Here is a 25,688-nt window from a genome sequence, read left to right as displayed (position 1 = left end):
GGCGCGCCCGCTGGGCGGTTTGCTAGTCCCGCGCCCCCACCGGAATCATGATGTGGGCGTAGGGGGTATCCCGCCACATCACATAGGGACCACCGGCGTGGGGGTCGTCCGTGATCCCCTCAAGGGCGGCTCTGGGGACGATCAGCATCAGGTGGGGGCCCTCCTTGATAAAGTCTTTCGCACTCCTGTGATCCGGATGGTAGGGGTCGGAGTTGCTGACGCCGCCATCGCCGCCCAGCATGTAGGAAAAACCAAGGCCCTGAGTTTCAAAGGGCGCCTTGCTGCCCACCGCCTGCAGCATCTGCATCCAGGTAGGGTCGTTACAGATGGGGGAGTTATCCCCCGGCAGGGTTTCCGGCATGCAGGTCCAGCCGTTGGTGCCCTGGTGGAGCACTTTCCCTTGATAGACAATGGTGGCCTCGGCACTGACCATCGAGGGGGCGGCCATTCGCGCCTGGTCGATCAGGGCCTGGTTCTGGTCGCCCAGGGCCTGAGTAGAGGATGCCAGCAGTAGGATGCAAGCCAGTTGTTTGGGGGTATTCATCATGGGACCTCCTCTGCCACTCGGCAGTTGTAGGGTGGAGGCTGGATACAGCATTTAACCAACCCGTTCAGTCGGGTAAATAACTATAGGACCGAATCGTCGGTTTTGCCTGTTTTATGACCAGTTTGTTGTGGCGATGGGCCGGGATCGATCAGAAACCCATGCCGGCTATATGGGCAGTGAGAAACTGATCGCCAGCCATGGTTAGCGACTCCCGGTCATGGGGTTACGCATTCTCTATGCCATCACTCATGCTCGTGCCTCTGGGTCACCCTGACCAGACGTTGTACCTGAGACGAGAGCCTGCCGTATCAAGTGAATAGGGGAGGACAGGTAATCGCTACAAGTACTGCCTGCTCGACTCACCGCTATCTCCAATATTGTGTTCGACTAGAGGGGGTGTGGTTTGAAGTCGGTACCTGTCCTTATTGCTGAAGCGGCTATGTGTTGACGCATTTGGTCAGCGGCAGCGGCGGGGTTTTTTTGCTCTATAGCGTCATATATCGCCTGATGTTCCCTTAAATTGCTATCGAGCTCCTCGGGTATTAAGAACACGTGCTGGCACTCGATCAGCTCCTCACGAAGGGAGCGATACATAAAAGAGATCAATGGATTGTTTGCAGCCTCTACAATGATGTCGTGAAATTCAGTGTCATTAACGGATATAAGGGCTAAATCCAACTGCTTGCCGGCCTCTCGCATGTTATCCAGCCGGTCTTTCAATCGCTTTAAACTCTCGTTACCAATGCGCATCGCGGCCAAGCTCGCTGCATACGCTTCAAGGCCATAGCGAGACTCATATACGTCATTGGGTGTGCAGTGGCTGGAAAATCTCCAGGTTGGGACGCGCTGCTCAGGGGTAGTAACAAAAGCACCCTTCCCCGTATCAACACGCACCAGGCCCAATGCTTCCAGGGTAGAGATGGCTTCGCGTAAGGAGGGACGACTGATTGATAGCCCCTCGGAAAGCTCTCGCTGAGAGGGCAGCTGAACGCCCGGCTCAATGGAACCATTTAAAATCAGTCGTTGAAGATGGCGTGCCAATAATCTTGCACTGAGTGTGTCGTTGCTAGGCAGTAACAACTTGAGACTATCAATCGCTAGAGAAGCCATAAACCTAAGAATCCTTGAGTCGGTATCAGTGTAATTAATTCATAGACTGCAGAAAAGAAGGCCTGTGGTTGACAAGAGAAGCCGACTTGAAACATTATCGGACAGACCGGTCTGACCGGTAAGACCAGCCACAGAGATGAATCATACTCTAAACGACAACATAATCTAAAGGTGGAATGGGAATGAAGAATATTTTTAAAACAACGCTACTTATTGCCACAGTCGCGCTAGGCGCTAATGCAGCTCAAGCAGAAACACTCAAGGTCGGCGCAAATATTGGCAATGTCCCGTGGGAGTTTCAGGATAAGAGCGGCAAAAATATAGGTTTTGAAATTGACCTGGTAAACGAGGTTGCAAAGCGACTACAGATGGATGTTGAGATAACAAATATTCCATTCAACGGGTTGTTTGCGGCTGTTCAGTCCGGCCAGATTGATGCTGCAGTTTCTTCCATTACCATCACAGAAAAACGCCTTAAATCGGTCTCTTTTGCCCAGCCCTACTATGACAGTGATCAATCACTAACGGCGCGCAGCGATAGCAAGGTCAAAAGCGTTGATGATATCAAGGGTAAAATTATCTCTGTCGACACTGGATCCACCGGAGATATTTGGGCAGAGGCAAATAAAGAGAAGACAGGTATTGCTGAGATCCGTCGTTATGAAGGCTTAAGTAACGCAATGCTGGACCTGGTTGCCGGTCGCACCGATGGTTATATCAGTGATATTCCTGCAATGCAGTATTACACCAAAGACAAGCCAGATTTGAAGGTTGTTGCTCGCATCAAAACGGGGGAGCAGTACTCGATCATGTTTGCGAAAAACTCTCCGCTGCAAGCCAAAGTTAACTCAGTCCTGACAGAACTGAAGAAAGAGGGCTATATCGCAGCTCTTCACGGCAAGTGGTTTGGCTCTGTACCTGAAAAAACCACCTCTACCGTGATGGTAATGGATGCTCCCAAGGAGTCATAGCTAAAAAATCTCATATGGTTTTGAGTACTAGCGGGCGTCGGAGGTTACAGGCTGACGCCTGCTGGTGGCTGCGCAACTAATAACAAAAGCAATGGGTAATGAATTGGATATTTTTAATACATTTCTAAATTGGCCAGTATTTGTCGATGCCTTACCTATGCTGCTGAAGGGGCTGTGGATAACCATCAAGCTCGGTGCATTAAGTATTGTTCTGGGGCTCATCGGCGGTTTGATGCTGGCGCTATGCCGCTTATATGGACCTACTTATATTCGTGGGATAGCGATCGCGTTTATTGACGTCTTTCGGGCAATTCCGCTTCTGGTTTTACTCATTGTTATTTATTACGCCCTACCATTTATAGGGGTGCGCCTGACCTCATTCACTGCCGCAACTTTAGCGCTAACTATCGTTTCAAGCGCGTATGCTGCAGAAATTTTTCGTTCGGGCATTGAAGCCGTGCCAAAGGGACAGTTTGAAGCAGCGCGCGCGCTTGGCTTGAACTATTTCTGGCTAATGGGAGATGTTGTTTTACCTCAGGCAATAAAGATTGTAATCCCACCCATTACCAGTAACTCAATTAATGTTTTAAAAGACACTGCGCTGGCATCAGTAGTAGCCATGCCAGACCTCTTAAAGCAAGCAACACAGGCGCAGGCCTTGGCTGCAAATCCGACTCCGCTCATTGGCGCGGCAGTAATCTATATTCTGCTCTTATTGCCACTAGTACGCCTGGTAGCAGTATTTGAAAAACGTTTTGCTGAGAGGTGATTGCTTCCGTGGTTCAAAATATTATTGAAATAAAAGGCGTTGAAAAACGTTTCGGTAAATTCACTGCAATTACAGACATTAATCTTGATATTGCAAAAGGTGAGGTGGTCGTTGTTATTGGCCCGTCAGGTTCAGGAAAGTCAACCTTGGCACGGTGCATTAATTTACTGGAGTCCTATGACGAGGGCGACATTCTCGTTGCAGGGGTTCGAGTCGAGAATGGCGCTAACCTGTCAGCCGTGAGAGCTGACGTGGGTATGGTCTTTCAAGGCTTTAACCTGTTTCCTAATATGTCAATTTTGCGGAATGTTGCTTTGGCGCCTGTCCGGGTGCGTGGACTGTCATGGCGGGAAGCCGAGCAGAGAGCAATGAAGCTGCTCGAAAGGGTGAACATTGCCGCGCAGGCACAAAAATATCCTTCGCAACTATCTGGCGGTCAGCAGCAGCGTGTAGCGATTGCGCGCGCGCTAGCTATGGAACCTGAAGTGCTGCTCTTTGATGAGCCGACCTCAGCACTGGATCCAGAGATGGTTGGGGAAGTCCTCGATGTGATGAAAAGCCTAGCACAGGATGGAGTAACAATGATTGTTGTGACCCATGAAATGGGCTTCGCACGTCAAGTTGCTGATCGGGTGGTATTCATGGAAAACGGAAGGATTGTGGAGGAGGGTTCTCCGGACGAGATATTTTCCAATCCTAAAGACCCGCGGCTTAAAACCTTCCTTGAATCCATTCTTTCTCACTAGGAGGGCATTATGGAAACTATTTTTCCGTGCCCTATCGAGGGTGCTGATTTTCACCTTTTTGGAGAGTTGGTTGATGTTCAGTGTGTTTCAGGGCAAGGCACTAAAGTTAATCAGGGGCGGGGTGAGAAATTTGAATGCCAGTTCAATCTCGATCATTTCGAGACTGAGAGCGATCCCTGCATCTCAATGTATAAGGTGATGCCTAGTAGTCTCCCGGTCATTATAAACTTATTGGAGCGCCACCCGCATTCTAGCCAGGTCTTTATCCCAGTTAGATCTGAGCGTTATTTGGTTGTTGTGGCGCCATCCAACTCAGTTGGGTTGCCTGATATGGATCAAGTCAGGGCGTTTATCGCGCCTGCTTGCACTGGCGTTCATTACTTTCCCCAGACTTGGCACCTTCCACTGATGCCGCTAGATGAAGAAGGCTTATTTACGATGATTATGTGGAAACAGCAAACCGATGCTGACTGTGTTGAGTGTCGGCTCAGTGCTCCATTTCAAGTTTCATCCGTTATTAGACAACAGGATACCGTACTGTCATGACCTTAAACCTTGACTATGTTCGATCTCAATTTCCCGGTCTCTGCGCAGACAATGTGCTGCTGGACAATGCAGGTGGCTCGCAAGTGCTGAAATCAGTCGCAGAGCGAATATCCGACTATTTAATTAACACCAATGTGCAGCATGGCGCCAGCTATACCTTGTCTCAGATTGCGGTGGCCAGATTGCAAGAAGCCCGTACTAAAGTTGCCAGATTCGTTGGTGCCGAACGCCCGGATGAGATTGCCTTTGGGCCTGGTGCTACGGTATGCCTGCAATGGTTGGCTCGTGCGATTCGAGGGCAGATAGAGGCCGGCGACGAGATTATCATTACTGACTTTGATCATGAATCGAATATAGGTCCATGGCTAACGCTGCAAGAGTGCGGTGCTGTGATCAAGGTGTGGAACATAAATTCTGAGACTATGTCACCCGACGTCGAAGATCTTAAAGCGCTGATGACGGATCGCACCAAATTGGTTGCCATGACCCATGCATCCAACATTTTTGGTGAGATCTACCCGGTCGGAGATATAGCCAAGATAGTTCACGACCAGGGTGCGAAAATCTGTGTAGATGCGGTGGCCTATGCGCCGCACCGTGCAGTTGACGTAGCCGAGTGGGATGTCGATTTTTATGTGCTCAGTTTTTATAAGGTCTATGGCCCCCATTTCGCTATGTTATATGCAAAGCATGAAGAGATGCTGAAGTTGGATGGGCTTTATCACTATTTTTATGGGAAGGACAAAGTGCCGGCAAAAATGGAGCCTGGTAATGCCAATTATGAGCTGGCCTGGGGGACCACGGCGATTGTTGATTACATCGATACTCTGGGGGGCGGGGGAGGAGACCGTACCTCAATTATTAAAGGGTTTGATGCGATCGCTGCCCATGAAGAGCTGCTCAGCGAGCGCCTGCTTTCATGGTTACGGGAACGTGATGACATAAATATTATTGGTAAAAGCAGTAGCAACAGAGCACTGAGGGTCCCGACCATTTCATTTCGGGTCAAAGGGCGTAACTCTCGTCAGGTCGTGGAGCTGGCAAATGAAGATAAAATTGGCATTCGTTACGGGGACTTCCATTCGCGCCGGCTTATTGAAAAGCTGGATCTGGTTGACGGTGACGGAGTGATCCGGGTTTCCATGGTGCATTACAACACCACTGAAGAGGTCGACCAGTTGATCGAAAGCCTCACCCGCATACTCAACTAGCGCAATAGAAACCAAGGAATCCAGCATGAAACAGTTCGATACTATTATTCGTGGTGGCACAGTCGTCACCGCAGCCGACACCATTCGTTGCGATGTCGGCATTCGGGACGGCATAGTGACAACCCTAGGGGCCGACTTGCAGGATGAAGGCGCTCACGTAATCAATGCTAGCGGGCTGCTAGTAATGCCCGGTGGTATCGACAGCCATATTCACTTGGATCAACCCTCGGGTCCAGGCATCGTAATGGCGGACGGTTTTGATAGCGGTACGTTGTCAGCCCTATGCGGTGGCAATACTACGGTTATTCCATTTGCCTTCCAGGATAAAGGGCAATCACTGCGCGAGGCGGTAAAGATTTATCATGACAAAGCCGAGGGGCAAAGCTGGATTGATCACAGCTTCCATATGATTATCAGCGATCCTACCAAGGACGTTCTGGAGTGTGAGCTGCCTGCGATGGTAGATGAGGGTTATACCTCGTATAAAGTATTCATGACTTATGAAGGCCTGCGACTCGATGATCGTCAGATTCTTGATTTGTTGGAGGTGGCTCGTCGTCACGGGGCTTTCATCATGGTGCACGCAGAAGGCTATGACACTATTCGTTATATGGTTGAAAAGCTGGAAGCCGAAGGTCGAACCGAAGCATTTTCCCATGCGCTGTCGCGGCCACAACTGGTTGAGCGTGAAGCTACTCACCGAGCTATATCGCTAGCCGAATTTATCGATGTACCAATGCTGTTGGTTCACGTATCAGCTCGTGAAGCAATGGAGCAGATCCGTTGGGGACAGCAGAAAGGCTTGAAGATTTACGGTGAAACCTGTCCGCAGTACCTGATGTTGACCCAGGACGACCTGGACAGGGAGGGGCAGGAGGGAGCTAAATATATTTGCTCTCCTCCCCCTCGTGATAGAGATAGCCAGGAGGCATGCTGGGAGGGATTGCAGCAGAATGTGTTTCAGGTGTTTTCTTCGGACCATTGCCCATTTCTGTTTGAGGGGACTACAGGAAAACTTCGTGAAGGCGAGCATACCTCGTTTTGCCGTGTTGCCAACGGCGTCCCGGGAGTAGAGACACGATTGCCCATCCTCTTTTCGGAGGGAGTGTCAAAAGGTCGTATCGACCTTAATCGGTTTGTTGCACTAAGTTCGACAAACCACGCGAAGCTCTATGGCATGTACCCTAAAAAAGGCACTATTGCGGTTGGGTCCGATGCTGATATCGCGCTCTGGGACCCCATCAAGAAAGTAACCATTACCCATGAAATGTTGCATAGCGCCTGCGATTACACGCCGTATGAGGGAGTCGAAATTACAGGCTGGCCGGTGACTGTGCTGAGTCGGGGAGTGGTGGTGCTGGATAATGGCAAGGTAACAGGAAAGCGTGGCCACGGTCAGTACCAGAGTCGTGAGCGATCCCCTCAATCCGTTCGACGCTAGAGGTCGTGGAATGACCTTCGCAGCTGTGTGGGTACAAAATTAAACCACTATATAAATCGTGCGCAACGCTTAATGGGGGGCTAGGTAGATCAGCTGATTCGTTAAGCAGGTTTTTTGTCTTGCTGATGGGCAGGCGCTATTGCCAAGGCCTTGAGCAACCTCGGCAGTTGTTGAAAGCCCTTTCAAATACGGCGGAACGCCTCGCCCGCCATGCGTTAGCTAGTCTCGCTTCTGCACCGGAATCATGATGTGGGCGTAGGAGGTATCCCGCAACATCAAATAGGGGCCACCGGCGTTGGGGTTGCGGCACTGACCATCATTTGTGGCTGGTCGATCAGAAACCCATGCCGGCAATCCCGTCGGCGATAAACTGGATGGCCAGAGCCGCAAGAATCACTCCCAGGAAGCGACGCAGGATCTCATCACCGGTGCGCCCGATCACCAGCTTGACGTATTTCGATAGCAGCATCAGTACAAAGGTGAGCAGGGTGATGCTGAGGATAGCGGTCAACACCGATAGCTGTGCCGGGAGGGCATCCGCGCGGGAGAAAAGCAGGATCGCCAGGGTGAGAGAGCCGGGGCCTGCCAACATCGGGATCGACAGGGGGAAGACCGACACATCCTTGCGCTCGGTGGACTGGCTGACCTCAAAATCCTTGGTGATCATGTTGAAGGCGGTGAAGAACAGCAGCAGTCCTCCGGAGATGCGCAGCGCATCGATGCTGATACCGAGCCGACTCATGAGGGGCCCGCCGTAGTTGCCGAAGATAATCAGCAGCAACGTCGAAATCAGGGTGGCCTTGGCCGCCATGGCAAAGCGGTGACGGGCATCGCCGGCCGGAACCAACGCGTGGAACACCAGCGCCGCCCCCACCGGGTCGATGATCACAAAAAGGGCGGTAACCGCGTTCAGGTAGGTAGCGATGTCCATAGTGTGTCCTATCGGTGCAGGCTGATGTTTCCCGGCGTGCGGGGCCGCTGTGTGGGGGCGCCGGGGGGCTAATCCGACGGCTAAGGATAAAGGAAAAGCAGGGTAAAGGTCATCAGGGAACGGCACAGAGCTGGTCGAGTAAGGCCGTGACGAGCGGCGTTGCAGTGGTCAGGTTGCGGTATTGCGCCGGTGTCACTCTTTTTAACGCCCTCTATAGCCGCCTGTTCTGGGGAGAGCGTGACGGCGCGCGGGTGCTTGGTGCCGGTGGGCTTGGGGTGGCGGGCCTCGGACTGACGTTCTGGCCGGAACTCGACCGCAGCGGCGCCACCTTGGCCGACCTCAAGGGGATGGGGTTGGCGGTGCTCGGCACCTCTCTCTTTTCGCTGGGCAATATGATCTCGCTGCGCCACAGCAACGGGGGCTCAAGCCCCTGACCAGTAACGCCTACGCCATGATCTACGGTACCCTGCTGCTGGCCGACCTGCTGGCGGTTACGGCTGCCCACCATGGCCTGAACCGGGGTAGCAAGGGGTGGTGAGCGAAGTTGAGAGGGTGGCAAAGAACCCTGGGCCTCAAGGCGCTGTGCATGCTTCTATTCACTGTTGAGAGCCCGCTAAGGCCAAGCAACACTTCCTTTATGAGCTTGCAGATCCGTGTCGATAGGGGAGGGAATAAAACTACCGGGCAGAGGCCGGAACAGTCTCCGCCTGAAGGGGCATGTCATTCTGAGAATTACCACTGCAGCTTTTCAAAATCAGAATTTCCCAAGTGGCTTGAGAACTGCTTGAGCGCCTGGCAGTAGGCCTCTCCCAGCGTTACTTCATAGTCCTTTATGTAGGCGTAGGTGAACGCCTTGTCATGTTTACCGGAAAAACCTCTATTGCCTAATGGATTGCCTTCTGCGTCTGATACCGCTACAACAAACTTTGCTTCTGCATGGGTGACTCCCTTGACCCAGCCGGTTTCTGAGCGAACATCAAGATAAGTGATGTCGGCTTTAAACAGGTAAGAGGCTTCATCGGGAACGGCAACGATGGAGTAACCCTGTTCGAGCAAGATTCGTTCGAGGTCTCTCTTTAGTGTCTGCCAGGGTGATTTTTTTGCATGGATGGGGTACGGATTCACGTGAGCCATAAGGTTGCCGACGCGTGGCGACTCAGGGCCATCAGGGACCTTGATTAAAATCGGTATAGATTTGGCTGTACTCCCGTTCTCAAGAGGAGCTGCTTTTGGATAGAGCGGGTCAGGACACTTCAGTTGAATAAACGCCTGGCAGCTAACCGTATTCAGTAGCTCGCCTTTGCGCGCCCAGCATTCCCTGTCGGGATTCTTGTACGTTTCCTCGTACCAGGCACAGCCAGAAGTGGCCAGGGCAGTTATCGATAACAGAGTGCTTAGTCTCGGCAACATGGCATGCCGGATTTGGTCTGGTTTGGGGGCTGCCCCTGTTTAGGGAAAAGCCCGAAACTGCCTGAGTGTTTTCTGTTGAAACTGTATTTCGGGAATCTCAATCCGTTCACCATCGGAGCTTAGTCCGTCGACCTTTAAGATAAAGTTGTGGCTGGGAAGGGAATCGGTGTCAAACCAGAACATAAAGCAACTTGTGTTCTCAAAAGAGACCGGTTGTTCTGATGGCCTGAAAATTCCCAATGAGTTGTCTGCGCTAAGGACTGACTCCTGGGATGCTCCAAATCGGGTCAATCCAATACCTGTTCTGTAGAATCGAGGGCCGCATCCTGCTGCCAGGGCCCTCGGGCTGAACCAGGCTGAGTCTGGCCCAAGATAGGATACTGTGCGGGCTTGGGAACCGTCGGAGAGCAGGAGGACTTTTGCTGTGGTTAATGATAGCGGCCCCTTGTGAGGCTCTATATTCAGCCACAACCCTAAAGGGGGTAGCAGGTACTGGCCGCTCCAATTAAATGCCTGCAGCTGGGCGTATAGCGTTACCTTGGGCAACTTAAGTTCAATTAGCTCGTTGTGGATCTTTCCAACCGTTCCTGAGGGGATCAGAGGCACCGCGGCCTGGTATTGAACATTGGCTACGCAAGCGCTTAGTAAAAACGCCAAGACTGGCCAAAACATGAAGAGTTTCCACGGCGAACGAGCGCTATCGAACAATCTATTGAGCATGATGTTCCCCTTCATGCGATAAGATAACGGCCTGAACACGTGCATACCCAAAAGCTTAATGGTATGCCTCCAGTATAGGCGCTCTAACTGTGTGGGTATTATTGGTTTACGTGGGCAGGCTGCTTCCGCCACAGGGGATCACCCTGGATGCGCCGAAGCTCTCCGACAAGGTCATGGAAACCAGCCAGTGGCCTGGTGTGGGGATGCCGTTTGGCACCTCAAAACTTATGTTAGAGCGAACGGCGTGGTCTATAGTTACACAACCGAGTAAACCGGTTGGTTAATGGCTGTACCCAACCTCCAGTTCAAGCGACGACGCTAACGCGGGAGGTTCTATACTCTTCTCGACAAAACGGCTGTATTGCGACGCGCTTTTGCTAACCACAACTTCACTGGTATCGGCTGATAATCACCCGCTTCTGATCGACCAGCCCCGCGCCGTTGCACCTTCGCTGGTCAGTGCCAACGCGACCGTTATCCACCAGGGAAAAGAGATCGCTAAAGGCAGTAACGGCTGGGCCGGCATGGCCGAAACCCTGCCTGGTGATAACTCAGCCATCTGTAACGATGCCCGCGGGATGACGATGCGACCGGCGGTTGCAACCAAGGCGTCTTTCGAGGCCAGGCCGCTGGGCTTTGTCTAACATGCGCGGTGATGTGGAAGGATATTCCATACGCTCACAGCATGCCCCCGGTGGGTGCAAGAGCGTTGCTCGCCCAAGCGGACAGATAACTTGCTATCTATAGCAGGAGGCAACGATGACTAACCAAAAGAGCTATAGCGGCAGCTGCTTCTGCGGAGCTGTCCAATTCACCGTGACGGGTGAGCCAGCAGGGATGGGCTATTGCCACTGCGAATCCTGTCGCCACTGGTCGGCTTCGCCGGTTAATGCTTTCACCCTGTGGAAACCCGAACAGGTTCAAGTGCAACAGGGCGCGGACAACATCGGCACCTTCAACAAAACGCCCAATAGTTACCGCAAGTGGTGCCAACAGTGCGGTGGCCACATCTTCACCGAGCATCCCGGTATGGGCTTGATCGATGTCTTTGCGGCGGTGATTCCAGACTTTCCTTATCAGGCTGGCGTGCATGTCCACTATCAGGAGCATCGGTTGGCGATCAAGGACGGCGTGACCAAGCTTAAAGACGTGCCTGCCGAGATGGGTGGCTCTGGCGAAGAGATGAATGAATGAATGAAATAGACAGTGAGCCAAAAGGGGAAAGTCATGGTTAAGGTCGCTATTACCCAAAAGCCTCCGGTGCTGCTGGATCTTCACGCTTCACTGGCGCGGGCAGTGGAAACCATCGAAGAGGCGGCCGGCAACGGCGCCAGGCTGATTGTCTTCCCCGAGGCCTATCTGCCCGGTTATCCCACCTGGATATGGCGTCTGAGGCCGGGCGGAGATATTGGGCTGGGTAATGAGATACATGCCAGGCTACGCGCCAACTCTGTCGATCTTCAGGCGGGAGACCTGGACCCTATTGCCCAGGCGGCGGCCAAGCACCAGATCGTCGTCGTGATGGGCGGCCATGAACTGGAATCCGAATTCAGCGGTTCAACCCTGTTCAACTCCCTGTTTGTGTTCGATGCCGATGGCAGCCTGGTCAATCGCCACCGTAAATTGATGCCCACCAACCCGGAACGGATGGTGTGGGGCATGGGAGATGCGTCCGGGCTGAAAGTTGTGGAAACCGCGGTAGGGCGGTTGGGCTGCCTGATCTGCTGGGAAAGCTACATGCCGCTGGCTCGATTTGCGCTCTACAGTCAAAACATCGATATCTATATCGCTCCAACCTGGGACAATGGCGATACCTGGGTCGCCTCAATGAATCACATCGCCAGAGAAGGTGGCTGTTGGGTGCTCAGTACCGCGACCGCCATTTCCGGAAATGATATCCCCGCTGACTTCCCGGGCAAGGCCCAGCTGTTTGATGGCGACGAGTGGATTAATACAGGCGGCGCAGTGGTGGTGAAGCCTTTTGGTGGTATCGCCGCAGGGCCGATGCACAAACAGAAGGCCGTTCTGTACGCCGATATCGACCTCGAGGCCTCTAAAAACGCCAGAAAATCTCTCGATGTAACGGGTCATTATGGCCGGCCCGATGTTTTTCAACTAAGTGTCGACAGAGGAAACGTTGCCCCCGTCTCCTTCAAGGGAGAGCAATAGCAGGGATCGTGACAATCAGCACCAGGATCTCGTAACTACCAAAGGGTCAGCAAAAGATGACAACAAGCCGCCCCGAGTTTTTGCAGGGCATCTCGCCACATCATGGTGAGGTGGTGCGCAATGTGCTTAATAGGGAGATACGGCAGAAGCTAGCGGCCAAGCTGGATGCCATGCCGAGCAGTGAAACCTGGTACGCCGACATTTACGCCAAAGCCATCTATGGCCCCATGGTGTTTCGCGACCAGGATTTGGGGATCGCCGATACAATCAAGCAGCTGTTGCCTGAGTACCGCATTTTGGCCGATCTCTATTTGGAGAAGACGCCCGGCGACGACGGTTTTCCGTTCCATACAGATTTTGACTCCATCGGCTTCATGGAGCGCCCCGAGGAGATGCTCACTGTTTGGATTCCGCTGACACCCGTCAACGAGGTCGGCTCCGGGCAGCTGTCGATCGTTATGGAAGAGGGCGCCGTTAGACTGTCATTGATCCGTGAAGCCAACCAGTTACATAGCCTGTTGAGGGTTGTCGATCCGACGGTGCCGGAGCATCCACCGTTCCAAATGACGCGGCAGGAGCATGAGTATATGGAGCGGACCAAATTCACCCCCTCCCTGGATGCTGGTGATGCGCTTCTGTTCTGTAATGCATTCTTCCACAAGTCCGAGGGCGTAGCTCAAGGCAAGCGAGCGGCTTACATAATGCGTCTCGTGCCAAAGAACGCCAAGTTCAACCGAATGCGCCTTTTGGGGCTTAAAAAACTCGGTCAAAACCTGGCGGTCGTCAACGAGCTACTCGAGCAGTACTATCCAGATGCATTGGAACCCTGATTAAGTCCTGATCTGTAGTGACTTTTTTGCGCTATCAATATCATCGACACAATGACGATCTGCCGCCAAATGTGGCCGAGAGAACGTACGGGAAGGCTTATAAACCATTGGCCAGTTTTACTTGACCACTACAGTCGCTGTTGGCTTCAGTTGACCCTTGCGCCATGAGGTTCGAAACGATGTCCCGGCCAAGGACGGAAGCCCCTTGGACGGAGGCTGTTCTATGTCAGTAAACGGAAGTGTGGAGCAGCTGTGACGCTATAATCGCCGCTCATTTTGGTGGTCCGCAGGTATCTATTTGGCGAGAGCTGTGCAGGATTTCAGATGAGGAGGCCAAACTGGCAGGGCGTTGCCCGAGTCGATAGACAAAGCGCGTGCTGCCGCTGATGCACTCAACTTTTGTATTGCTGATGGGTGGGCCTATTGCCAAGCGTCTGGAGCAGGCGCTGCAGCTGTTTAAAGCCCTGAGAAAAACGCCGAAGGCCAGCCGAAAAAGAACGCCTATGGGGAGACTATTCAGCGCGTAAAGGGTGTGGTTGACCGGGTGATCGTTTGCCAGGCGTGCTACTGGCACGCTTGAAGGTGTGGGCCGTCCGCAGGGCGGAGAAGTTCAGCACGTCGGTCCTTCCTCGTTCAGCCCTTAATCAGGCTTAGTCTTTAAGACGGGTCAACACTGCCTCTGCCACGGCAGTCGACGAAGCGGGGTTTTGGCCGGTGATCAACACACCATCCTGGACACAGTAGGGCGTCCAGTCAGGGCCCTGACTGTATAATCCGCCCCGGTTCTTCAGTTCATCTTCAAGCAAGAAAGGCACCACCTCGGTCAGTCCAACAGCGGCTTCTTCTGTATTAGTAAAACCGGTAATTTGCTTGCCATTAAGCAGTGACTCTCCCTGTGCGTTTTTAGCATTCAGCAGCACGCTAGGAGCGTGACAGACGGCGGAAATCGGCTTGTTCTGCCGGGCGAAAGCTTCGATCAATCGAATCGAATCGGCATCAGTGGTTAAATCCCACATGGGGCCATGCCCTCCCGGATAGAAGATGGCGTCATAATCATCCGCATTGACCTCTGTTAGCCGTAGCGTTTTAGCCAGTTTTTTCTGAAGCTCGCTATCCGTATCAAAGCGACGCGTGGCGTCGGTCTGAAAATCCTCAAGCTCACTTTTGGGATCAATCGGAGGCTGTCCGCCCGCCGGTGACGCCAAGGTGATATGACTTCCTGCATCAGCAAGTGTGTAATACGGAGCAGCAAACTCTTCAATCCAGAAGCCGGTTTTTTCGCCGGTATTACCGAGCGAGTCGTGCGAGGTCAAAACGAATAGGATGTTCATAGGGCTTTTCCTTGAAAATTACCGCCTGCCATGAGTCATGGCTTAGGTCGACCATTTTGATCGATTAGAGGCGGGAACCTAGGCTGTTAGTGATCAGATTTCTTATAACTTGACCAGCATCTTGCCGGTATTTTTACCTTCAAACAGGCCAATAAACGCTTCTGGAGCCTGCTCTATGCCGTTAAAAACGGTCTCCCTCCAGCTGACTTTCCCTTGCTGAATCCACTGCACCATTTGCTCGACAAACGCGGGGTAGCCATCCCAATGGTCAAACACAATAAAGCCCTGCATCTTCAGCTTTTTTCTGACAATCTGTGACAGGTTTGCTGGCCCCGGTTGAGGTGTTGTCGCGTTGTATTGGTCGATCATACCGCAGACGGCTATTCGGCCATTGGCGTTCATCAGATTGAGGACGGCTTCCAGATGCGCGCCACCCACATTTTCAAAATAGACATCGATGCCTTCGGGGCACGCGGTAGCAATATCCTGCTGCAGGTCGTCGGTGGTTTTGTAATTAACCACGGCATCGACTCCTAGTTCCTCCATCAGGTAGCGGGATTTGGCATCAGAGCCAACACTGCCAGCCACATAACAGCCTTTCAATTTGGCGATTTGGCAAACAATGGCCCCTACTGCACCCGATGCCGCCGAGACAAATACACGATCGCTGGGTTTAAGCTCTGCAATTTTCGTCAGCCCGGTAAAGGCCGTCAGCCCCGGCATACCCAACACCCCTAAAAACGCTTGTTCAGCAATCCCGGTTTCTGGCAGCACCTGCAGGTCTTCACCGGTTGTGGTGAAATACTGGCGCCAGCCATTCATGCTAGAGACTTTGGCTCCGACGACGAATGCCGGGTTGTTGGATTCAACCACTTCACCAATAGCGCCACCCTCAAGAACTTTATCGATGGCAAAAGGCGCGATGTAGCTGTCGCGATCAATCATGCGGCCACGCATATAAGGGTCGACCGACATCCATAGGTTTTTAACCAGAACCTCGCCGTCTTTCAACATGGCAATGGGCGTCGAAACGAGACTGAAATTTTCTGCGGCAGGTAGGCCTACGGGACGGCTTTTAAGGTGAATCTGTAGGTTCTTTTCGATGTACATGGTTAGGCCTCTGGTAAAGCGTTGTCAGTTATCAGGCCAATAGTTTATTCTGCTATTTAAGATGCATCCAATGCATTACAAGAATAGATGTTATGATTATTAGTTATTCAATGAAGGTATGACAACCTTGAATCTAACTAGCCTGTCTTCTGCTGACCTGAATCTACTGCCTGTTTTTCAGGTGCTGTTGGAAGAGCGAAATGTCACCCGTGCTGCCGGCCGTTTGAATTTAACCCAGCCGGCTATCAGCCGTAACTTGGCTCGGTTGCGTCAGCTGTTTAACGACCCCCTGTTTACACGCACGCCTAAGGGCTTGGCTCCGACCCCACGAGCGCAAGCTCTAGCGCTTCAGCTGCAGCAGTCATTGCAAGATCTCAGCCTGTTGATTGAACCGGCGACCTTTATTCCCGCAGAGGCGACTAATAACTTCAGGCTAGCGACGACAGATTATGGCGCTCAAGTCTTATTGCCGTCGGTAATAAAGCGCCTGAGAGTCGAAGCACCGCAGGTGAATCTGGAGATCATTCCGTGGCACGAGAGTTTGTTGCAGCAGCTGGATCAACAGGATATCGACCTGGCCACCTGCACTGTCGCCGATGTCCCTGCTACGATTCATGGTCGCGGGGTCGGCAGTGACCGGTTTGTCTGTGTCGTGCGTGAAGGGCACCATCTCAGTGCACAAGGGCTGGATCTGGAACGTTATGTCGGTCACCCGCATGCATTGATTACGATGGGAGGCTCGCGTAAGGGAGCGATTGACCACCTACTCGAGCAAAAAGGGCTAAAACGCCGTATCGCATTAAGAGTGCCTCATTTCGTTGCAGCACTGGCACTGGTTGCTCAAAGTGATCTCATATTGACGGTACCTTACGGATTAGCAAAAAGTTGTGCGGCGCAGTATCAGCTCAAAATCCTACCCTTCCCTCTGGAACAGGATGACTTTACCTATTCCATCATCTGGCATAAACGGCATTTGAAAGACCCTGGACATATTTGGTTGCGCCAGTTGGTCTTTGAGCAGTTAAGCCAAACCCTCAAAGCCATAAATGTCGATTTTACGTTTTGATGCAATCGGTATATTGCAGGCATGGTAACCATCTAAGCCAGCTCCATTATGCTCTTGCCTCTCACAACGTTACCCAGCAAACAGCTTAGAAGGTGTCTGATTGTCTGCACTTTAAGGTCTATGAATACCCCTGCAAAGGTACGAGAAAATGTTGGCAGTGTCGTTGAAACCGCAATATCGGAAGCCATCGAGATGCCTGCTTAGGGCGCATAAGCTGAAATCGGGTGACTCATCAATAAGCCCCCACCTATGAAAAGTGATGAGTTTCACGCCCATCATCAGATTGAATTTGGTTCATGCTGACAAGCCCAAAGCGAGCAGGTCTGCTGCCTATGGTTCTTCGATCCTGATGGCCGCGCTGTAGATATTCCTGCCGTGACCTCTCGCTCTGATAGGTGTCCGCTTTCTGGAACTACGAGGTTTCATCGACAGCCTGCTCTAGCCAAAGATGAGCGGCAGCAAAGTGTTGATAGCTGCCTTTTAGCGACACTCCATTAGGCTCGATAACCATCCGAAAAGTTCGTTAGCCTGGAGCTCTGGGCAGGTAATTTTTTCCGTAATTCATCCCAATCGATCAAGGGGAAAAGATATTTGGCAGTCTTTCGAGCAAAGGATCAATCGGTGTCTACATTGCGTCTACACGGGCTATAAACAAAAAAGCCTTGCAGGGCATAAACGCTGCAAGGCTTTGATTTTACTGGTGGGCCCACCAGGACTTGAACCTGGGACCAAGGGATTATGAGTCCCCTGCTCTAACCAACTGAGCTATAGGCCCGAAAAGAGCGGCGATTATAGCGTCTTGGTGGGGGGGAGCCAATAGCCTTCAGGGTCGGCTTTGCGGTGGGTGGCTTGAGTTATTCTGAATCTGTGTCAGGATGCTCTGAGCGGGCCCTGGAGGGCTGTGCACCAACTATTGATGGAAAGGGCTGGGGGTTATGGGCTGGGGGGGGTCGTTATTTTTTGCGCTTATGCTGCTGGCGGCACCGGCTGGTGCCGCTACCCTTGACCTGACCGCTGGAGTGGAGGAGCCGATCGGCCGCTACCTGCACAGCCTGGCGGAACCCGGTGCTCCGCTCTCCCCCCAGGAGGCGCTGGCGGCACTTGAAGGGGGGCAGTTCAGCGCCTCCCAACGCGAGGTCCTTGGTTTTGGTATCGGGGCGGGGGGGCACTGGCTCGGGGCCGAGCTGCAAAACAGCACCCTTTTCCCGGTTCGCAAGCGGCTGTCGGTCGAGGCTGCCTGGCTGGACCGGGTTGAATTCTACCTGTTTTATGAAGGGCGGCTGGTGGCCAGCAACCAGACAGGCGACCGGGCGCCTTTTGCCGAGCGAGGTAACAACCATCGCTTCTTTGTATTAGATCACGACTTCGTCCCTGGCCAGACCACCCTCTTGATCCGGGTGGAGACCAGCGATCCGATGGTGCTTCCGGTTTACCTACGGGATCAGGATGCGGCGGCTGAAGCCTCCCTCTTCGAGGGTTACAGCTACGGGTTTCTCTACGGTGCGGTGGGCTCCCTGCTGGCCTACAACCTGATGCTCTTTGTCGGGCTGCGAGATAACCGTTACCTCTATTACGCTCTCTACCTGTCCGCCTTTCTGGCGATGAACCTTGCTTACACAGGGCATGCTTACCTGTGGGGGTGGCCTGACTCGCCTGTCTGGCAGCAATGGGCAAACCCGCTGTTGATGATGGGTTATATCCTCAGTGGCTGGTTGTTTGCCAGCCGCTTCCTCGATCTCAAACAGAGCTTCCCCCGTGTCTATCGCGGGATGCATGCCTTCGTCCTCTTGCTCTGTATGTTGATGCTGCTGGCGGTCGCCTTTGATAACCGCACCTGGGCGTTGTGGGTGGCATTTTTCTTAGTGGTATTGTTTCCCTTCTCCATGGTATGGCTGGGGGCACTCTCGCTGCGCTCCGGCAACCGTTCAGCCAAGTTCTTCCTGCTGGGCTCGCTGTCGGCGGCGGGGGGGGCTTCGGTGACGGGGCTGGCGGTGTTGGGAGTCATCCCCTACAACAGCCTTACCTTCCGTGCGATCGATATCGGCATGTTGTTCGATGTGGTGCTGTTGGCGATGGCGCTGGCGGACCGTTTCCGTATTACCCAGGATGCAAAGGTTAAGGCCGAGACCCTGGCCCGGGTCGATCCGTTGACCGGGCTGAATAACCGGCGCGCCTTCTACGAGCTGGTGGCGCCCCTCTGGAGCTCGGCCCAGCGCAGCCGACGGCCACTGTGCGTGTTACTGCTGGATGTGGACGGTTTTAAAGCGATCAACGACCTGCACGGGCATACGGCCGGCGACGAGGTGTTGGTGCAGGTAGCCCACACCCTGCGCAAGGGGCTCAGGTCCAGCGACATAGCTTCGCGCTGGGGGGGAGAGGAGTTCATCGCGTTGTTGCCCGATACCGCGTTGGAGGAGGCGGCGCGAGTAGCCGAACGGATTCGTTGCCGCATCGAGACCATGGCGGTGGAGGTGGGCAGCGAAGCCTTTGCCTGTACGGCCAGCATTGGGATTGCGGTGAGTGATGTTGCCGGCGGTCGGCTTGAGGAGTTAATCGGCAAGGCAGATGAACAGCTCTACCTGGCCAAGCAGCAGGGCAAGAACCGGGTGCGTTACCTTAGGGTGGAGAGTGCGGCGGAGGCGGTCGGGGCCTGAGTATGATGTGATTGGAAGGGCACAAAAAAGGGCGGCCAAAGGGCCGCCCTTTTTTGTGCCTTGTAACGTTTGGTTTAACGCTTGGCGCGGTTGTCGATCAGGTTGTCGACCACGCTGGGGTCGGCCAGAGTTGAGGTGTCGCCCAGGGAATCGATCTCGTCGCTGGCGATCTTGCGCAGGATGCGGCGCATGATCTTGCCGGAGCGGGTCTTCGGCAGGCCAACCGCCCACTGGATGAAGTCCGGCTTGGCGATGGCACCGATCTCCTTGGTGACGAACTCGCGCAGCTCCTTCTCCAGTTCGGGACTGGGCTCCACATCGTGCATCGGGGTGATGTAGGCATAGATCCCCTGCCCCTTGATATCGTGGGGGAAGCCCACCACGGCGGCCTCGGCCACGGCATCGTGCAGCACCAGGGCGCTCTCGATCTCGGCGGTCCCCATGCGGTGACCGGACACGTTGAGTACGTCGTCCACACGGCCGGTGATCCAGTAATAGCCATCCTCGTCACGACGCGCGCCATCACCGGTGAAGTAATAGCCGGGATAGGTGCTGTAGTAGGTCTGGATGCAGCGCTCGTGGTCGCCGTAAACGCTACGGATCTGGCTCGGCCAGGAGGCGGTGATCACCAGGTTACCCTCGGTGGCCCCTTCGAGGATCTGGCCTTCCGGGTCAACCAGCGCGGGCTGCACACCAAAGAAGGGGCGGGTAGCGGAACCGGGTTTGAGGTTGGTGGCGCCGGGCAGCGGGGTGATCATCACGGCGCCGGTTTCGGTCTGCCACCAGGTGTCCATGATCGGACAGCGGGTCTCTCCCACTACATGGTAGTACCACTCCCAGGCCTCGGGGTTGATCGGCTCGCCCACGGTACCGAGGATCTTGAGGCTAGAGCGGTCGGTACGGGTCACGTAATCGTCGCCCTGGGCCATCAGTGCGCGGATGGCGGTGGGGGCAGTGTAGAAGACATTGACCTGGTGTTTGTCGATCACCTGCCAGCAGCGGGAGGCGTCGGGGTAGGTGGGGACCCCCTCGAACATCAGGGTGATGGCCGCATTGCACAGCGGGCCGTAGACGATGTAGGAGTGGCCGGTGATCCAGCCGACGTCGGCGGTACACCAGTAGACGTCACCGGGGTGGTAATCGAAGATGTACTTGTGGGTCATGGCCGACTGCAACAGGTAGCCGCCGGTGGTGTGCAGCACCCCCTTGGGCTTGCCTGTGGAGCCGGAGGTGTAGAGGATGAACAGCGGGTCTTCAGCGTCCATCGGTTCGGCAGGACACTGGTTGCTGGCGGCGTCGGTCTGCTCGTGGTACCAGATGTCACGGCTGTCGTTCCAGGCGATCTCTCCGCCGGTGCGTTTGACGACCACGACGGTGTGCACGTTGGGGCAGCTGGCCAGCGCGGTGTCGGTGTTGACCTTGAGGGGTACCGCCTTGCCTCCACGCAGACCTTCGTCAGCGGTGATTACGGCCTGGCAGTCGGAGTCGAGAATACGGTCCTTGAGGGATTCGGGGGAGAAACCGCCGAACACCACCGAGTGCACGGCGCCGATGCGGGCACAGGCCAGCATGGCGTAAGCCGCTTCGGGGATCATCGGCATGTAGATGCAGACCCGGTCACCCTTCTTTACGCCGCGGGCCTTGAGAACGTTGGCCAGGCGGCACACCTTGTCGTGCAGCTGCTGGTAGGTGATGGTGAGGTCTTCGTCCGGATTGTCCCCCTCCCAGATAATGGCGGTATCGTTGGCCTTGGTGGCGAGATGGCGGTCGATGCAGTTGTGGCTGACGTTCAGCTTCCCGCCCTTGAACCAGGTGGCCTCGCCCTTATTGAAATCAAACTCGGAGACCTTTTCCCAGGGGGTAAACCACTCCAGGAACTCGCTGGCCATATTGCCCCAGAAGGTGTCGGGCTGCTCGATGGACTGCTGGTACATCTCCTTGTACTGGGCATCGTTGATATGGGCGCGTTGCTTGATGGCATCCTTGACCGGATGGTTTTCAATCTCGAACATGTTGCGTCTCTCGTTTGGGTTATTGTTATAGTACGCGGCCGCAGGGGCCGTGACGGTTACACGTCGAGAGCGCGATGATAAAGCCTGATCAAACCGTTGCTGGAACTGTCCTGATCCGCCGGCGCCCCGGGGTCCTGTAACCTTTCAAGCAGAGTGTCGCTTAGCTGTTTACCCAGTTCAACTCCCCATTGGTCGAAGGGGTTGATGCCCCACACCATCGCCTGCACGAACACCTTGTGCTCGTAGAGCGCCAGCAAGGCCCCCAGGCTGTGGGGGGTGAGGCGGTCGGTGACCAGGGTGTTACTGGGTCGGTTGCCGGGCACCATCTTGTGGGGGAGCAGTGCTTCGATGGCCGCGGCGTCCAGCCCCTGGGCGCGCAACTCATCGCTGATCTGGCCGCTGCTCTTGCCCTGCATCAGGGCCTGGCTCTGGCTGAGGGCGTTGGCCACCAGTATCCGGTGTTGGGCTTGGTGTTCCGGGTGGTGGCTCAGGAGCGGCAGGATAAAGTCCACCGGGGTGAACTGGTTGCCCTGGTGCAGCAGCTGGTGGTAGGCGTGCTGGCCGTTGCAGCCTTCACCGCCCCAGATAATGGCGCCGCTTCGGTAGTTGATCACTGTGCCAAGGCGGTTGATGCTCTTGCCGTTACTCTCCATGTCGAGCTGCTGGATATGATCCACCAGGCTGCGCAGGTAGTAGCTGTAGCAGAGCAGGCCGTGGCTACGGGCGTGCCAGAAGTTCTGGTACCAGATACCGAGCATCCCCAGCAGCACCGGCAGGTTGTCGGTGAGGGGGGCCTCGCAGAAATGCTCGTCCATGGCACGGGCACCATCGAGCAGCTGGCAGAAGTGTTGGTAACCCACCCCGAGGGCGATCGGCAGGCCAATGGCGGACCAGAGCGAGTAGCGCCCGCCCACCCAGTCCCACATCGGCAGTACATTGCGGGCATCGATACCAAAGGCGACGGCCTTGGCCACATTGGCGGTCACCGCCACAAAGTGCTTGGCCAGATCGGCCTCTGCCACCCCGGCGGCCTGCAGCCAGGCGCGGCAGGCGCGGGCGTTGCAGATTGTCTCCTGGGTGCCGAAGGATTTGGAGGCGACAATAAAGAGCGTGGTGGCGGGATCGATCCGGTTGAGGGTTTCCTGCATGTCCGCCGGGTCAATGTTGGCGATAAAGTGCACCTTGATACCGGGGTGGCGGTAGGGCTGCAGCCCTTCGATCACCACCTTGGGGCCCAGGAAGGAGCCGCCGATGCCGATATTAACCACGTCCCGTATCGGCTGGCCGCTGAAGCCGCGCCACTGCCCGCCGTGGATCTGCTCGCATAAGCGCTGGATCTGCTGCCGGGTTGAGTGGATCAGGGGGCGAATATCCTCCCCATCCACAATCAGCGGTTGGGTGTCCTGGCTGCGCAGCGCCGTGTGCAGGGCAGGGCGCTGTTCAGTATGGTTGACCGGTTCGCCGGCAAAGAGGGCGTCGCGCTTGTCGGCGATACCGGTCTGCTCGGCGAGCCGCAACAGCTCGGCCAGGGCGGAATCGTCAATCCGGTTCTTGGAAAAGTCGAGGGTCCAGTCGGCCGCCACCCGATGATAGCGCTGGAAGCGGTCGGGTTGCTGCGCGAACAGGTCGCAGAGGGTCTGTTCGGTGAGGCGCTGTTTGTGCTGCGCCAGCAGCGGGTAGGCGGCGTACTGTTTCAGGATTCCTCTCCTGTTGCCCGGGCTCCTCAGTCGAGGGTCAGGGTGACGTTATCGATCAGGCGCGCACGACCGAGGTGGGCGGCGGCCAGAATCACCAGCTCCCGGTCCTGGGCACTGGCGGGTTGCAGGCTATGTTGGCTGCAGATATCAATATAGTCGGGCTTAAGCCCGGCCTGGGCCAGTTTGGCCAGCGCATCCCGCAGGATCAGGTCGTAACTGACCCCTTGCAATATCTGTTCACGAGCCTCGCAGAGGACGCGGTAGAGGCTGGGGGCGATATCCAGCTCGGCGTCACTCAGGTAACCGTTACGGGAGCTGAGCGCAAGGCCACGGCTGTCACGGGCGATGTCGGCACCGATGATCTCAACCGGCATGTAGAGATCCTCCACCATCTGGCGAATCACCGCCAGCTGCTGGAAATCCTTGACCCCAAACACCGCGACGTCGGGCTGTACAATATTAAACAGCTTGCAGACGATGGTTGCTACGCCGGTGAAGTGGCCCGGACGGCTCTTGCCGCAGTGCATATTGGAGAGGCAGTCCACCGAAACATTGGTGTGGTGTTCCATACCGTGGGGATAGATCTCGTTGCTGGAGGGTGCAAACAGCAGGTCAACCTTCTCGTCCTTGAGCTGGGCCTGGTCTTCGGCCAGGGTGCGGGGGTAGGATTCGAGATCCTCGCTGGCACCAAACTGCAGCGGGTTGACGTAGATGCTGACAATCACCAGGTCGGCGTGTTCACGGGCCTTGTGCACCAGAGTCAGGTGTCCCTTGTGGAGATTACCCATGGTGGGGACAAAGGCGATACGCTGGCCAGCTGCCCGGGCAGTCCGCACGTATTCACGCACATCGGCAATGCTGTAAACGGTATTCATGATGTGAACTGATGCTCCTCGGCGGGGAATTGGGAGGATTTGACCGCCTCGCTGTAGGCCTTGATGGCGTTTTCGATGCTGGATTGCCCCTCCATGAAGTTTTTAACGAAGCGCGGGCGGCGACCGGGGGTAACCCCCAGCATGTCGTGCAGTACCAGCACCTGGCCATCGGTATCACCACCCGCCCCGATGCCGATCACCGGCGCGGACACCGCCTGGGTAAACTCCCTGGCCAACGTCGAGGGGACGCATTCGAGCAGCAGCAGGGCAGCGCCGGCCTGGTCCAGTCGCTGGCCATCTTCGACCATCGCGCGCGCTGCGTCCTGATTGCGGCCCTGTACCTTGAATCCGCCGAACACATTGACCGATTGGGGGGTGAGCCCCAGATGGACACAGGCGGGAATGCCGTTACGGGCCAGTAGCTGCACGCTATCGCACAGCCAGCTGCCGCCCTCCAGCTTGACCAGGTGGGCCCCGGCGCGCATCAGCGCGGCCGAGTTTTCGAGGGTCTGCTCGGGGCTGGAGTAGCTGCCAAAGGGCAAGTCGGCCATGATCAGGGCCCCCTGGTTGCCGCGGGCAACGCAGCGAGTGTGGTACACCATATCCTCGACCGTTACCGGCAGGGTGCTGTCGCGTCCTTGCAGTACCATGCCCAGGGAATCGCCGACCAGGATAACCTCCACTCCGGCGGTACTGACCGCATGGGCAAAGGCGGCATCGTAAGCGGTCAGGCAGGCAAACTTGTCGCCACCGGCCTTGAGCTTACGAAGAGTGTCGAGGGTTATATTCAACGCGATCACCAATCAATACTGCGAATGAAGCAGCGATTATACGCAAAATCGCCTTAAATCCCATATCTGCGCCCGCGCCTCAGGCCGCCTGTCAGGGCTGGTGGCCGGGGTTGAAGTAGTGGCGGCCACTACCGATGCTGTTGATCTGCAGCAGCAACTGGTTGTAGTCCGCTTCATTATTGACCAGGTCGATATCGCTGGCGTTGATGATCAACAGCGGGGCCTCATCGTAGTAATAGAAGAACTCGGTGTAGGCATCGTTGATACTTTGCAGGTAACGGTCGCTGATCTGCTGTTCGGCGGCGACCCCGCGTCGGTGGATGCGCTGCTGCAGCACCTGGGTGGGAGCCTGCAGGTAGATCACCAGATCGGGCTGGGGGATATCCAGGGTTTGCAGTTCGTAGGCCTTGTTGTAGAGATCGAGCTCGTCTGCATCGAGGGTCAGGCGTGCGAAAAGGCGGTCCTTATCCATCAGGAAGTCGGCCACCCAGGCGGGGCTGAAGAGGTCGTTCTGGCGCAGCTCCTGGATCTGTTGAGTGCGCTGGAAGAGGAAGTAGAGCTGGGCGGCGAAGGCGCCCTGACGCGGGTTCCGGTAAAAACGCTCGAGGAAGGGGTTGTGCTCCACCGATTCCAGCAGGGGGGCGTATTCAAAACTTTCGGCCAGACGACGGGCCAGGGTGGTTTTACCGACCCCGATGGGACCCTCAACGGCGATAAAACGGTGACGGGGTGGTTGGCTCAGGCTCACAGG

The 25,688-nt window shown here is 55.2% G+C and carries 24 protein-coding genes and 1 tRNA gene; 13 read left to right on the top strand and 12 right to left on the bottom strand.

Features of this window, described 5'->3' with window-relative positions:
• Positions 1-22: 22 nt before the first annotated feature.
• Together D0544_RS10310 and D0544_RS10305 are read right to left on the bottom strand one after the other, a co-directional pair.
• Positions 23-547, bottom strand: coding sequence for a hypothetical protein (locus tag D0544_RS10310; RefSeq protein ID WP_125015987.1), 525 nt, complete (start codon positions 545-547; stop codon positions 23-25).
• A 387-nt stretch (positions 548-934) separates the two neighbouring features.
• Positions 935-1,657 carry a FadR/GntR family transcriptional regulator gene (locus D0544_RS10305; RefSeq protein WP_125015986.1) on the bottom strand — a complete coding sequence of 241 codons (723 nt, stop codon included), beginning with the start codon at positions 1,655-1,657 and terminating at the stop codon, positions 935-937.
• Positions 1,658-1,839: 182 nt separating this feature from the next.
• Between D0544_RS10305 and D0544_RS10300 the strand changes: the two genes are divergently transcribed.
• The 6 genes from D0544_RS10300 (at position 1,840) to hydA (ending at position 7,341) form a co-directional block, all read left to right on the top strand.
• On the top strand, positions 1,840-2,628 hold the full coding sequence (locus D0544_RS10300) for a transporter substrate-binding domain-containing protein (protein ID WP_207905856.1): 789 nt from the start codon (positions 1,840-1,842) through the stop codon (positions 2,626-2,628).
• A 64-nt stretch (positions 2,629-2,692) separates the two neighbouring features.
• The gene (locus D0544_RS10295) at positions 2,693-3,397 is read left to right on the top strand and encodes an amino acid ABC transporter permease (protein ID WP_207905855.1); all 705 of its coding nucleotides are present in this window, start codon (positions 2,693-2,695) and stop codon (positions 3,395-3,397) included.
• A gap of 8 nt (positions 3,398-3,405) precedes the next feature.
• Complete coding sequence (locus D0544_RS10290; protein ID WP_125015984.1) at positions 3,406-4,143, top strand: amino acid ABC transporter ATP-binding protein; 738 nt, start codon at positions 3,406-3,408, stop codon at positions 4,141-4,143.
• A gap of 9 nt (positions 4,144-4,152) precedes the next feature.
• On the top strand, positions 4,153-4,689 hold the full coding sequence (locus D0544_RS10285; RefSeq protein ID WP_125015983.1) for an ureidoglycolate lyase: 537 nt from the start codon (positions 4,153-4,155) through the stop codon (positions 4,687-4,689).
• Positions 4,686-5,900 carry a cysteine desulfurase-like protein gene (locus D0544_RS10280; protein ID WP_125015982.1) on the top strand — a complete coding sequence of 405 codons (1,215 nt, stop codon included), beginning with the start codon at positions 4,686-4,688 and terminating at the stop codon, positions 5,898-5,900. The genes D0544_RS10285 and D0544_RS10280 overlap by 4 nt, the downstream gene beginning before the upstream one ends.
• A 25-nt stretch (positions 5,901-5,925) precedes the next feature.
• Positions 5,926-7,341 carry a dihydropyrimidinase gene (gene hydA, locus D0544_RS10275; protein WP_125015981.1) on the top strand — a complete coding sequence of 472 codons (1,416 nt, stop codon included), beginning with the start codon at positions 5,926-5,928 and terminating at the stop codon, positions 7,339-7,341.
• Positions 7,342-7,675: 334 nt separating this feature from the next.
• On the opposite strand, the gene D0544_RS10270 is transcribed toward hydA, so the two are convergent.
• The gene (locus D0544_RS10270; RefSeq protein ID WP_125015980.1) at positions 7,676-8,272 is read right to left on the bottom strand and encodes a MarC family protein; all 597 of its coding nucleotides are present in this window, start codon (positions 8,270-8,272) and stop codon (positions 7,676-7,678) included.
• Between the two features lie 164 nt (positions 8,273-8,436).
• Here D0544_RS10270 and D0544_RS10265 point away from each other — a divergent pair, with 164 nt between their 5' ends.
• The gene (locus D0544_RS10265; RefSeq protein WP_125015979.1) at positions 8,437-8,706 is read left to right on the top strand and encodes a hypothetical protein; all 270 of its coding nucleotides are present in this window, start codon (positions 8,437-8,439) and stop codon (positions 8,704-8,706) included.
• Between the two features lie 298 nt (positions 8,707-9,004).
• On the opposite strand, the gene D0544_RS10260 is transcribed toward D0544_RS10265, so the two are convergent.
• Positions 9,005-9,682: a YajG family lipoprotein gene (locus D0544_RS10260; RefSeq protein ID WP_125015978.1), complete on the bottom strand. Its 678-nt coding sequence runs from the start codon at positions 9,680-9,682 to the stop codon at positions 9,005-9,007.
• Between the two features lie 1,094 nt (positions 9,683-10,776).
• Here D0544_RS10260 and D0544_RS10255 point away from each other — a divergent pair.
• The 4 genes from D0544_RS10255 to D0544_RS10240 all read left to right on the top strand — a co-directional run bounded on the left by D0544_RS10255 (position 10,777) and on the right by D0544_RS10240 (position 13,401).
• Positions 10,777-11,046 carry a hypothetical protein gene (locus tag D0544_RS10255; protein ID WP_125015977.1) on the top strand — a complete coding sequence of 90 codons (270 nt, stop codon included), beginning with the start codon at positions 10,777-10,779 and terminating at the stop codon, positions 11,044-11,046.
• A 115-nt stretch (positions 11,047-11,161) separates the two neighbouring features.
• Entirely contained in the window at positions 11,162-11,596 is a 435-nt protein-coding gene (locus D0544_RS10250; protein ID WP_125015976.1) for a GFA family protein, read from the top strand.
• 33 nt (positions 11,597-11,629) lie between these two features.
• The gene (locus D0544_RS10245; RefSeq protein ID WP_125015975.1) at positions 11,630-12,571 is read left to right on the top strand and encodes a carbon-nitrogen hydrolase family protein; all 942 of its coding nucleotides are present in this window, start codon (positions 11,630-11,632) and stop codon (positions 12,569-12,571) included.
• Between the two features lie 56 nt (positions 12,572-12,627).
• Positions 12,628-13,401 carry a phytanoyl-CoA dioxygenase family protein gene (locus D0544_RS10240; protein ID WP_125015974.1) on the top strand — a complete coding sequence of 258 codons (774 nt, stop codon included), beginning with the start codon at positions 12,628-12,630 and terminating at the stop codon, positions 13,399-13,401.
• Positions 13,402-14,051: 650 nt separating this feature from the next.
• Here D0544_RS10240 and D0544_RS10235 read toward each other — a convergent pair.
• Both D0544_RS10235 and D0544_RS10230 read right to left on the bottom strand, forming a co-directional pair.
• Entirely contained in the window at positions 14,052-14,732 is a 681-nt protein-coding gene (locus D0544_RS10235; RefSeq protein ID WP_125015973.1) for a type 1 glutamine amidotransferase domain-containing protein, read from the bottom strand.
• Positions 14,733-14,834: 102 nt separating this feature from the next.
• Positions 14,835-15,842 carry an NADP-dependent oxidoreductase gene (locus D0544_RS10230; protein ID WP_125015972.1) on the bottom strand — a complete coding sequence of 336 codons (1,008 nt, stop codon included), beginning with the start codon at positions 15,840-15,842 and terminating at the stop codon, positions 14,835-14,837.
• Between the two features lie 118 nt (positions 15,843-15,960).
• Here D0544_RS10230 and D0544_RS10225 point away from each other — a divergent pair, with 118 nt between their 5' ends.
• The gene (locus D0544_RS10225) at positions 15,961-16,908 is read left to right on the top strand and encodes a LysR family transcriptional regulator (RefSeq protein WP_125015971.1); all 948 of its coding nucleotides are present in this window, start codon (positions 15,961-15,963) and stop codon (positions 16,906-16,908) included.
• Between the two features lie 698 nt (positions 16,909-17,606).
• Here the strand turns inward: D0544_RS10225 and D0544_RS10220 are convergent.
• Positions 17,607-17,683: transfer RNA gene (locus D0544_RS10220), tRNA-Ile, on the bottom strand.
• A 160-nt stretch (positions 17,684-17,843) separates the two neighbouring features.
• Between D0544_RS10220 and D0544_RS10215 the strand changes: the two genes are divergently transcribed.
• Complete coding sequence (locus D0544_RS10215; RefSeq protein ID WP_125015970.1) at positions 17,844-19,562, top strand: sensor domain-containing diguanylate cyclase; 1,719 nt, start codon at positions 17,844-17,846, stop codon at positions 19,560-19,562.
• 74 nt (positions 19,563-19,636) lie between these two features.
• On the opposite strand, the gene acs is transcribed toward D0544_RS10215, so the two are convergent.
• The 5 genes from acs to D0544_RS10190 all read right to left on the bottom strand — a co-directional run bounded on the left by acs (position 19,637) and on the right by D0544_RS10190 (position 25,685).
• Positions 19,637-21,574, bottom strand: coding sequence for an acetate--CoA ligase (gene acs / locus D0544_RS10210; protein ID WP_125015969.1), 1,938 nt, complete (start codon positions 21,572-21,574; stop codon positions 19,637-19,639).
• A 56-nt stretch (positions 21,575-21,630) separates the two neighbouring features.
• On the bottom strand, positions 21,631-23,271 hold the full coding sequence (gene pgi / locus D0544_RS10205) for a glucose-6-phosphate isomerase (protein WP_279387279.1): 1,641 nt from the start codon (positions 23,269-23,271) through the stop codon (positions 21,631-21,633).
• 26 nt (positions 23,272-23,297) lie between these two features.
• Positions 23,298-24,146, bottom strand: coding sequence for a pantoate--beta-alanine ligase (gene panC / locus D0544_RS10200; protein ID WP_125015967.1), 849 nt, complete (start codon positions 24,144-24,146; stop codon positions 23,298-23,300).
• The gene (gene panB / locus D0544_RS10195) at positions 24,143-24,937 is read right to left on the bottom strand and encodes a 3-methyl-2-oxobutanoate hydroxymethyltransferase (protein ID WP_125018198.1); all 795 of its coding nucleotides are present in this window, start codon (positions 24,935-24,937) and stop codon (positions 24,143-24,145) included. Before panB ends, panC begins: the two co-directional genes overlap by 4 nt.
• A 91-nt stretch (positions 24,938-25,028) precedes the next feature.
• Entirely contained in the window at positions 25,029-25,685 is a 657-nt protein-coding gene (locus D0544_RS10190) for a deoxynucleoside kinase (RefSeq protein ID WP_125015966.1), read from the bottom strand.
• Positions 25,686-25,688: the final 3 nt, after the last annotated feature.

Origin of the sequence: Aestuariirhabdus litorea (assembly GCF_003864255.1) — a bacterium.
Lineage (GTDB): Bacteria > Pseudomonadota > Gammaproteobacteria > Pseudomonadales > Aestuariirhabdaceae > Aestuariirhabdus > Aestuariirhabdus litorea.
Note: the sequence above shows the minus strand (reverse complement) of the source record. Positions and strands in the feature narration are given on the sequence as shown.

Bases quoted from the DNA above. Each gene is read 5' to 3' on its own strand.
- D0544_RS10285 (WP_125015983.1), top strand. From the start codon at position 4,153: ATGGAAACTATTTTTCCGTGCCCTATCGAGGGTGCTGATTTTCACCTT.
- D0544_RS10250 (WP_125015976.1), top strand. From the start codon at position 11,162: ATGACTAACCAAAAGAGCTATAGCGGCAGCTGCTTCTGCGGAGCTGTC.
- hydA (WP_125015981.1), top strand. From the start codon at position 5,926: ATGAAACAGTTCGATACTATTATTCGTGGTGGCACAGTCGTCACCGCA.
- D0544_RS10305 (WP_125015986.1), bottom strand. From the start codon at position 1,657: ATGGCTTCTCTAGCGATTGATAGTCTCAAGTTGTTACTGCCTAGCAAC.
- panC (WP_125015967.1), bottom strand. From the start codon at position 24,146: ATGAATACCGTTTACAGCATTGCCGATGTGCGTGAATACGTGCGGACT.
- D0544_RS10260 (WP_125015978.1), bottom strand. From the start codon at position 9,682: ATGTTGCCGAGACTAAGCACTCTGTTATCGATAACTGCCCTGGCCACT.
- D0544_RS10245 (WP_125015975.1), top strand. From the start codon at position 11,630: ATGGTTAAGGTCGCTATTACCCAAAAGCCTCCGGTGCTGCTGGATCTT.
- D0544_RS10280 (WP_125015982.1), top strand. From the start codon at position 4,686: ATGACCTTAAACCTTGACTATGTTCGATCTCAATTTCCCGGTCTCTGC.
- D0544_RS10300 (WP_207905856.1), top strand. From the start codon at position 1,840: ATGAAGAATATTTTTAAAACAACGCTACTTATTGCCACAGTCGCGCTA.
- D0544_RS10235 (WP_125015973.1), bottom strand. From the start codon at position 14,732: ATGAACATCCTATTCGTTTTGACCTCGCACGACTCGCTCGGTAATACC.
- D0544_RS10240 (WP_125015974.1), top strand. From the start codon at position 12,628: ATGACAACAAGCCGCCCCGAGTTTTTGCAGGGCATCTCGCCACATCAT.
- D0544_RS10225 (WP_125015971.1), top strand. From the start codon at position 15,961: ATGACAACCTTGAATCTAACTAGCCTGTCTTCTGCTGACCTGAATCTA.
- D0544_RS10230 (WP_125015972.1), bottom strand. From the start codon at position 15,842: ATGTACATCGAAAAGAACCTACAGATTCACCTTAAAAGCCGTCCCGTA.
- D0544_RS10270 (WP_125015980.1), bottom strand. From the start codon at position 8,272: ATGGACATCGCTACCTACCTGAACGCGGTTACCGCCCTTTTTGTGATC.
- acs (WP_125015969.1), bottom strand. From the start codon at position 21,574: ATGTTCGAGATTGAAAACCATCCGGTCAAGGATGCCATCAAGCAACGC.
- D0544_RS10215 (WP_125015970.1), top strand. From the start codon at position 17,844: ATGGGCTGGGGGGGGTCGTTATTTTTTGCGCTTATGCTGCTGGCGGCA.
- D0544_RS10310 (WP_125015987.1), bottom strand. From the start codon at position 547: ATGATGAATACCCCCAAACAACTGGCTTGCATCCTACTGCTGGCATCC.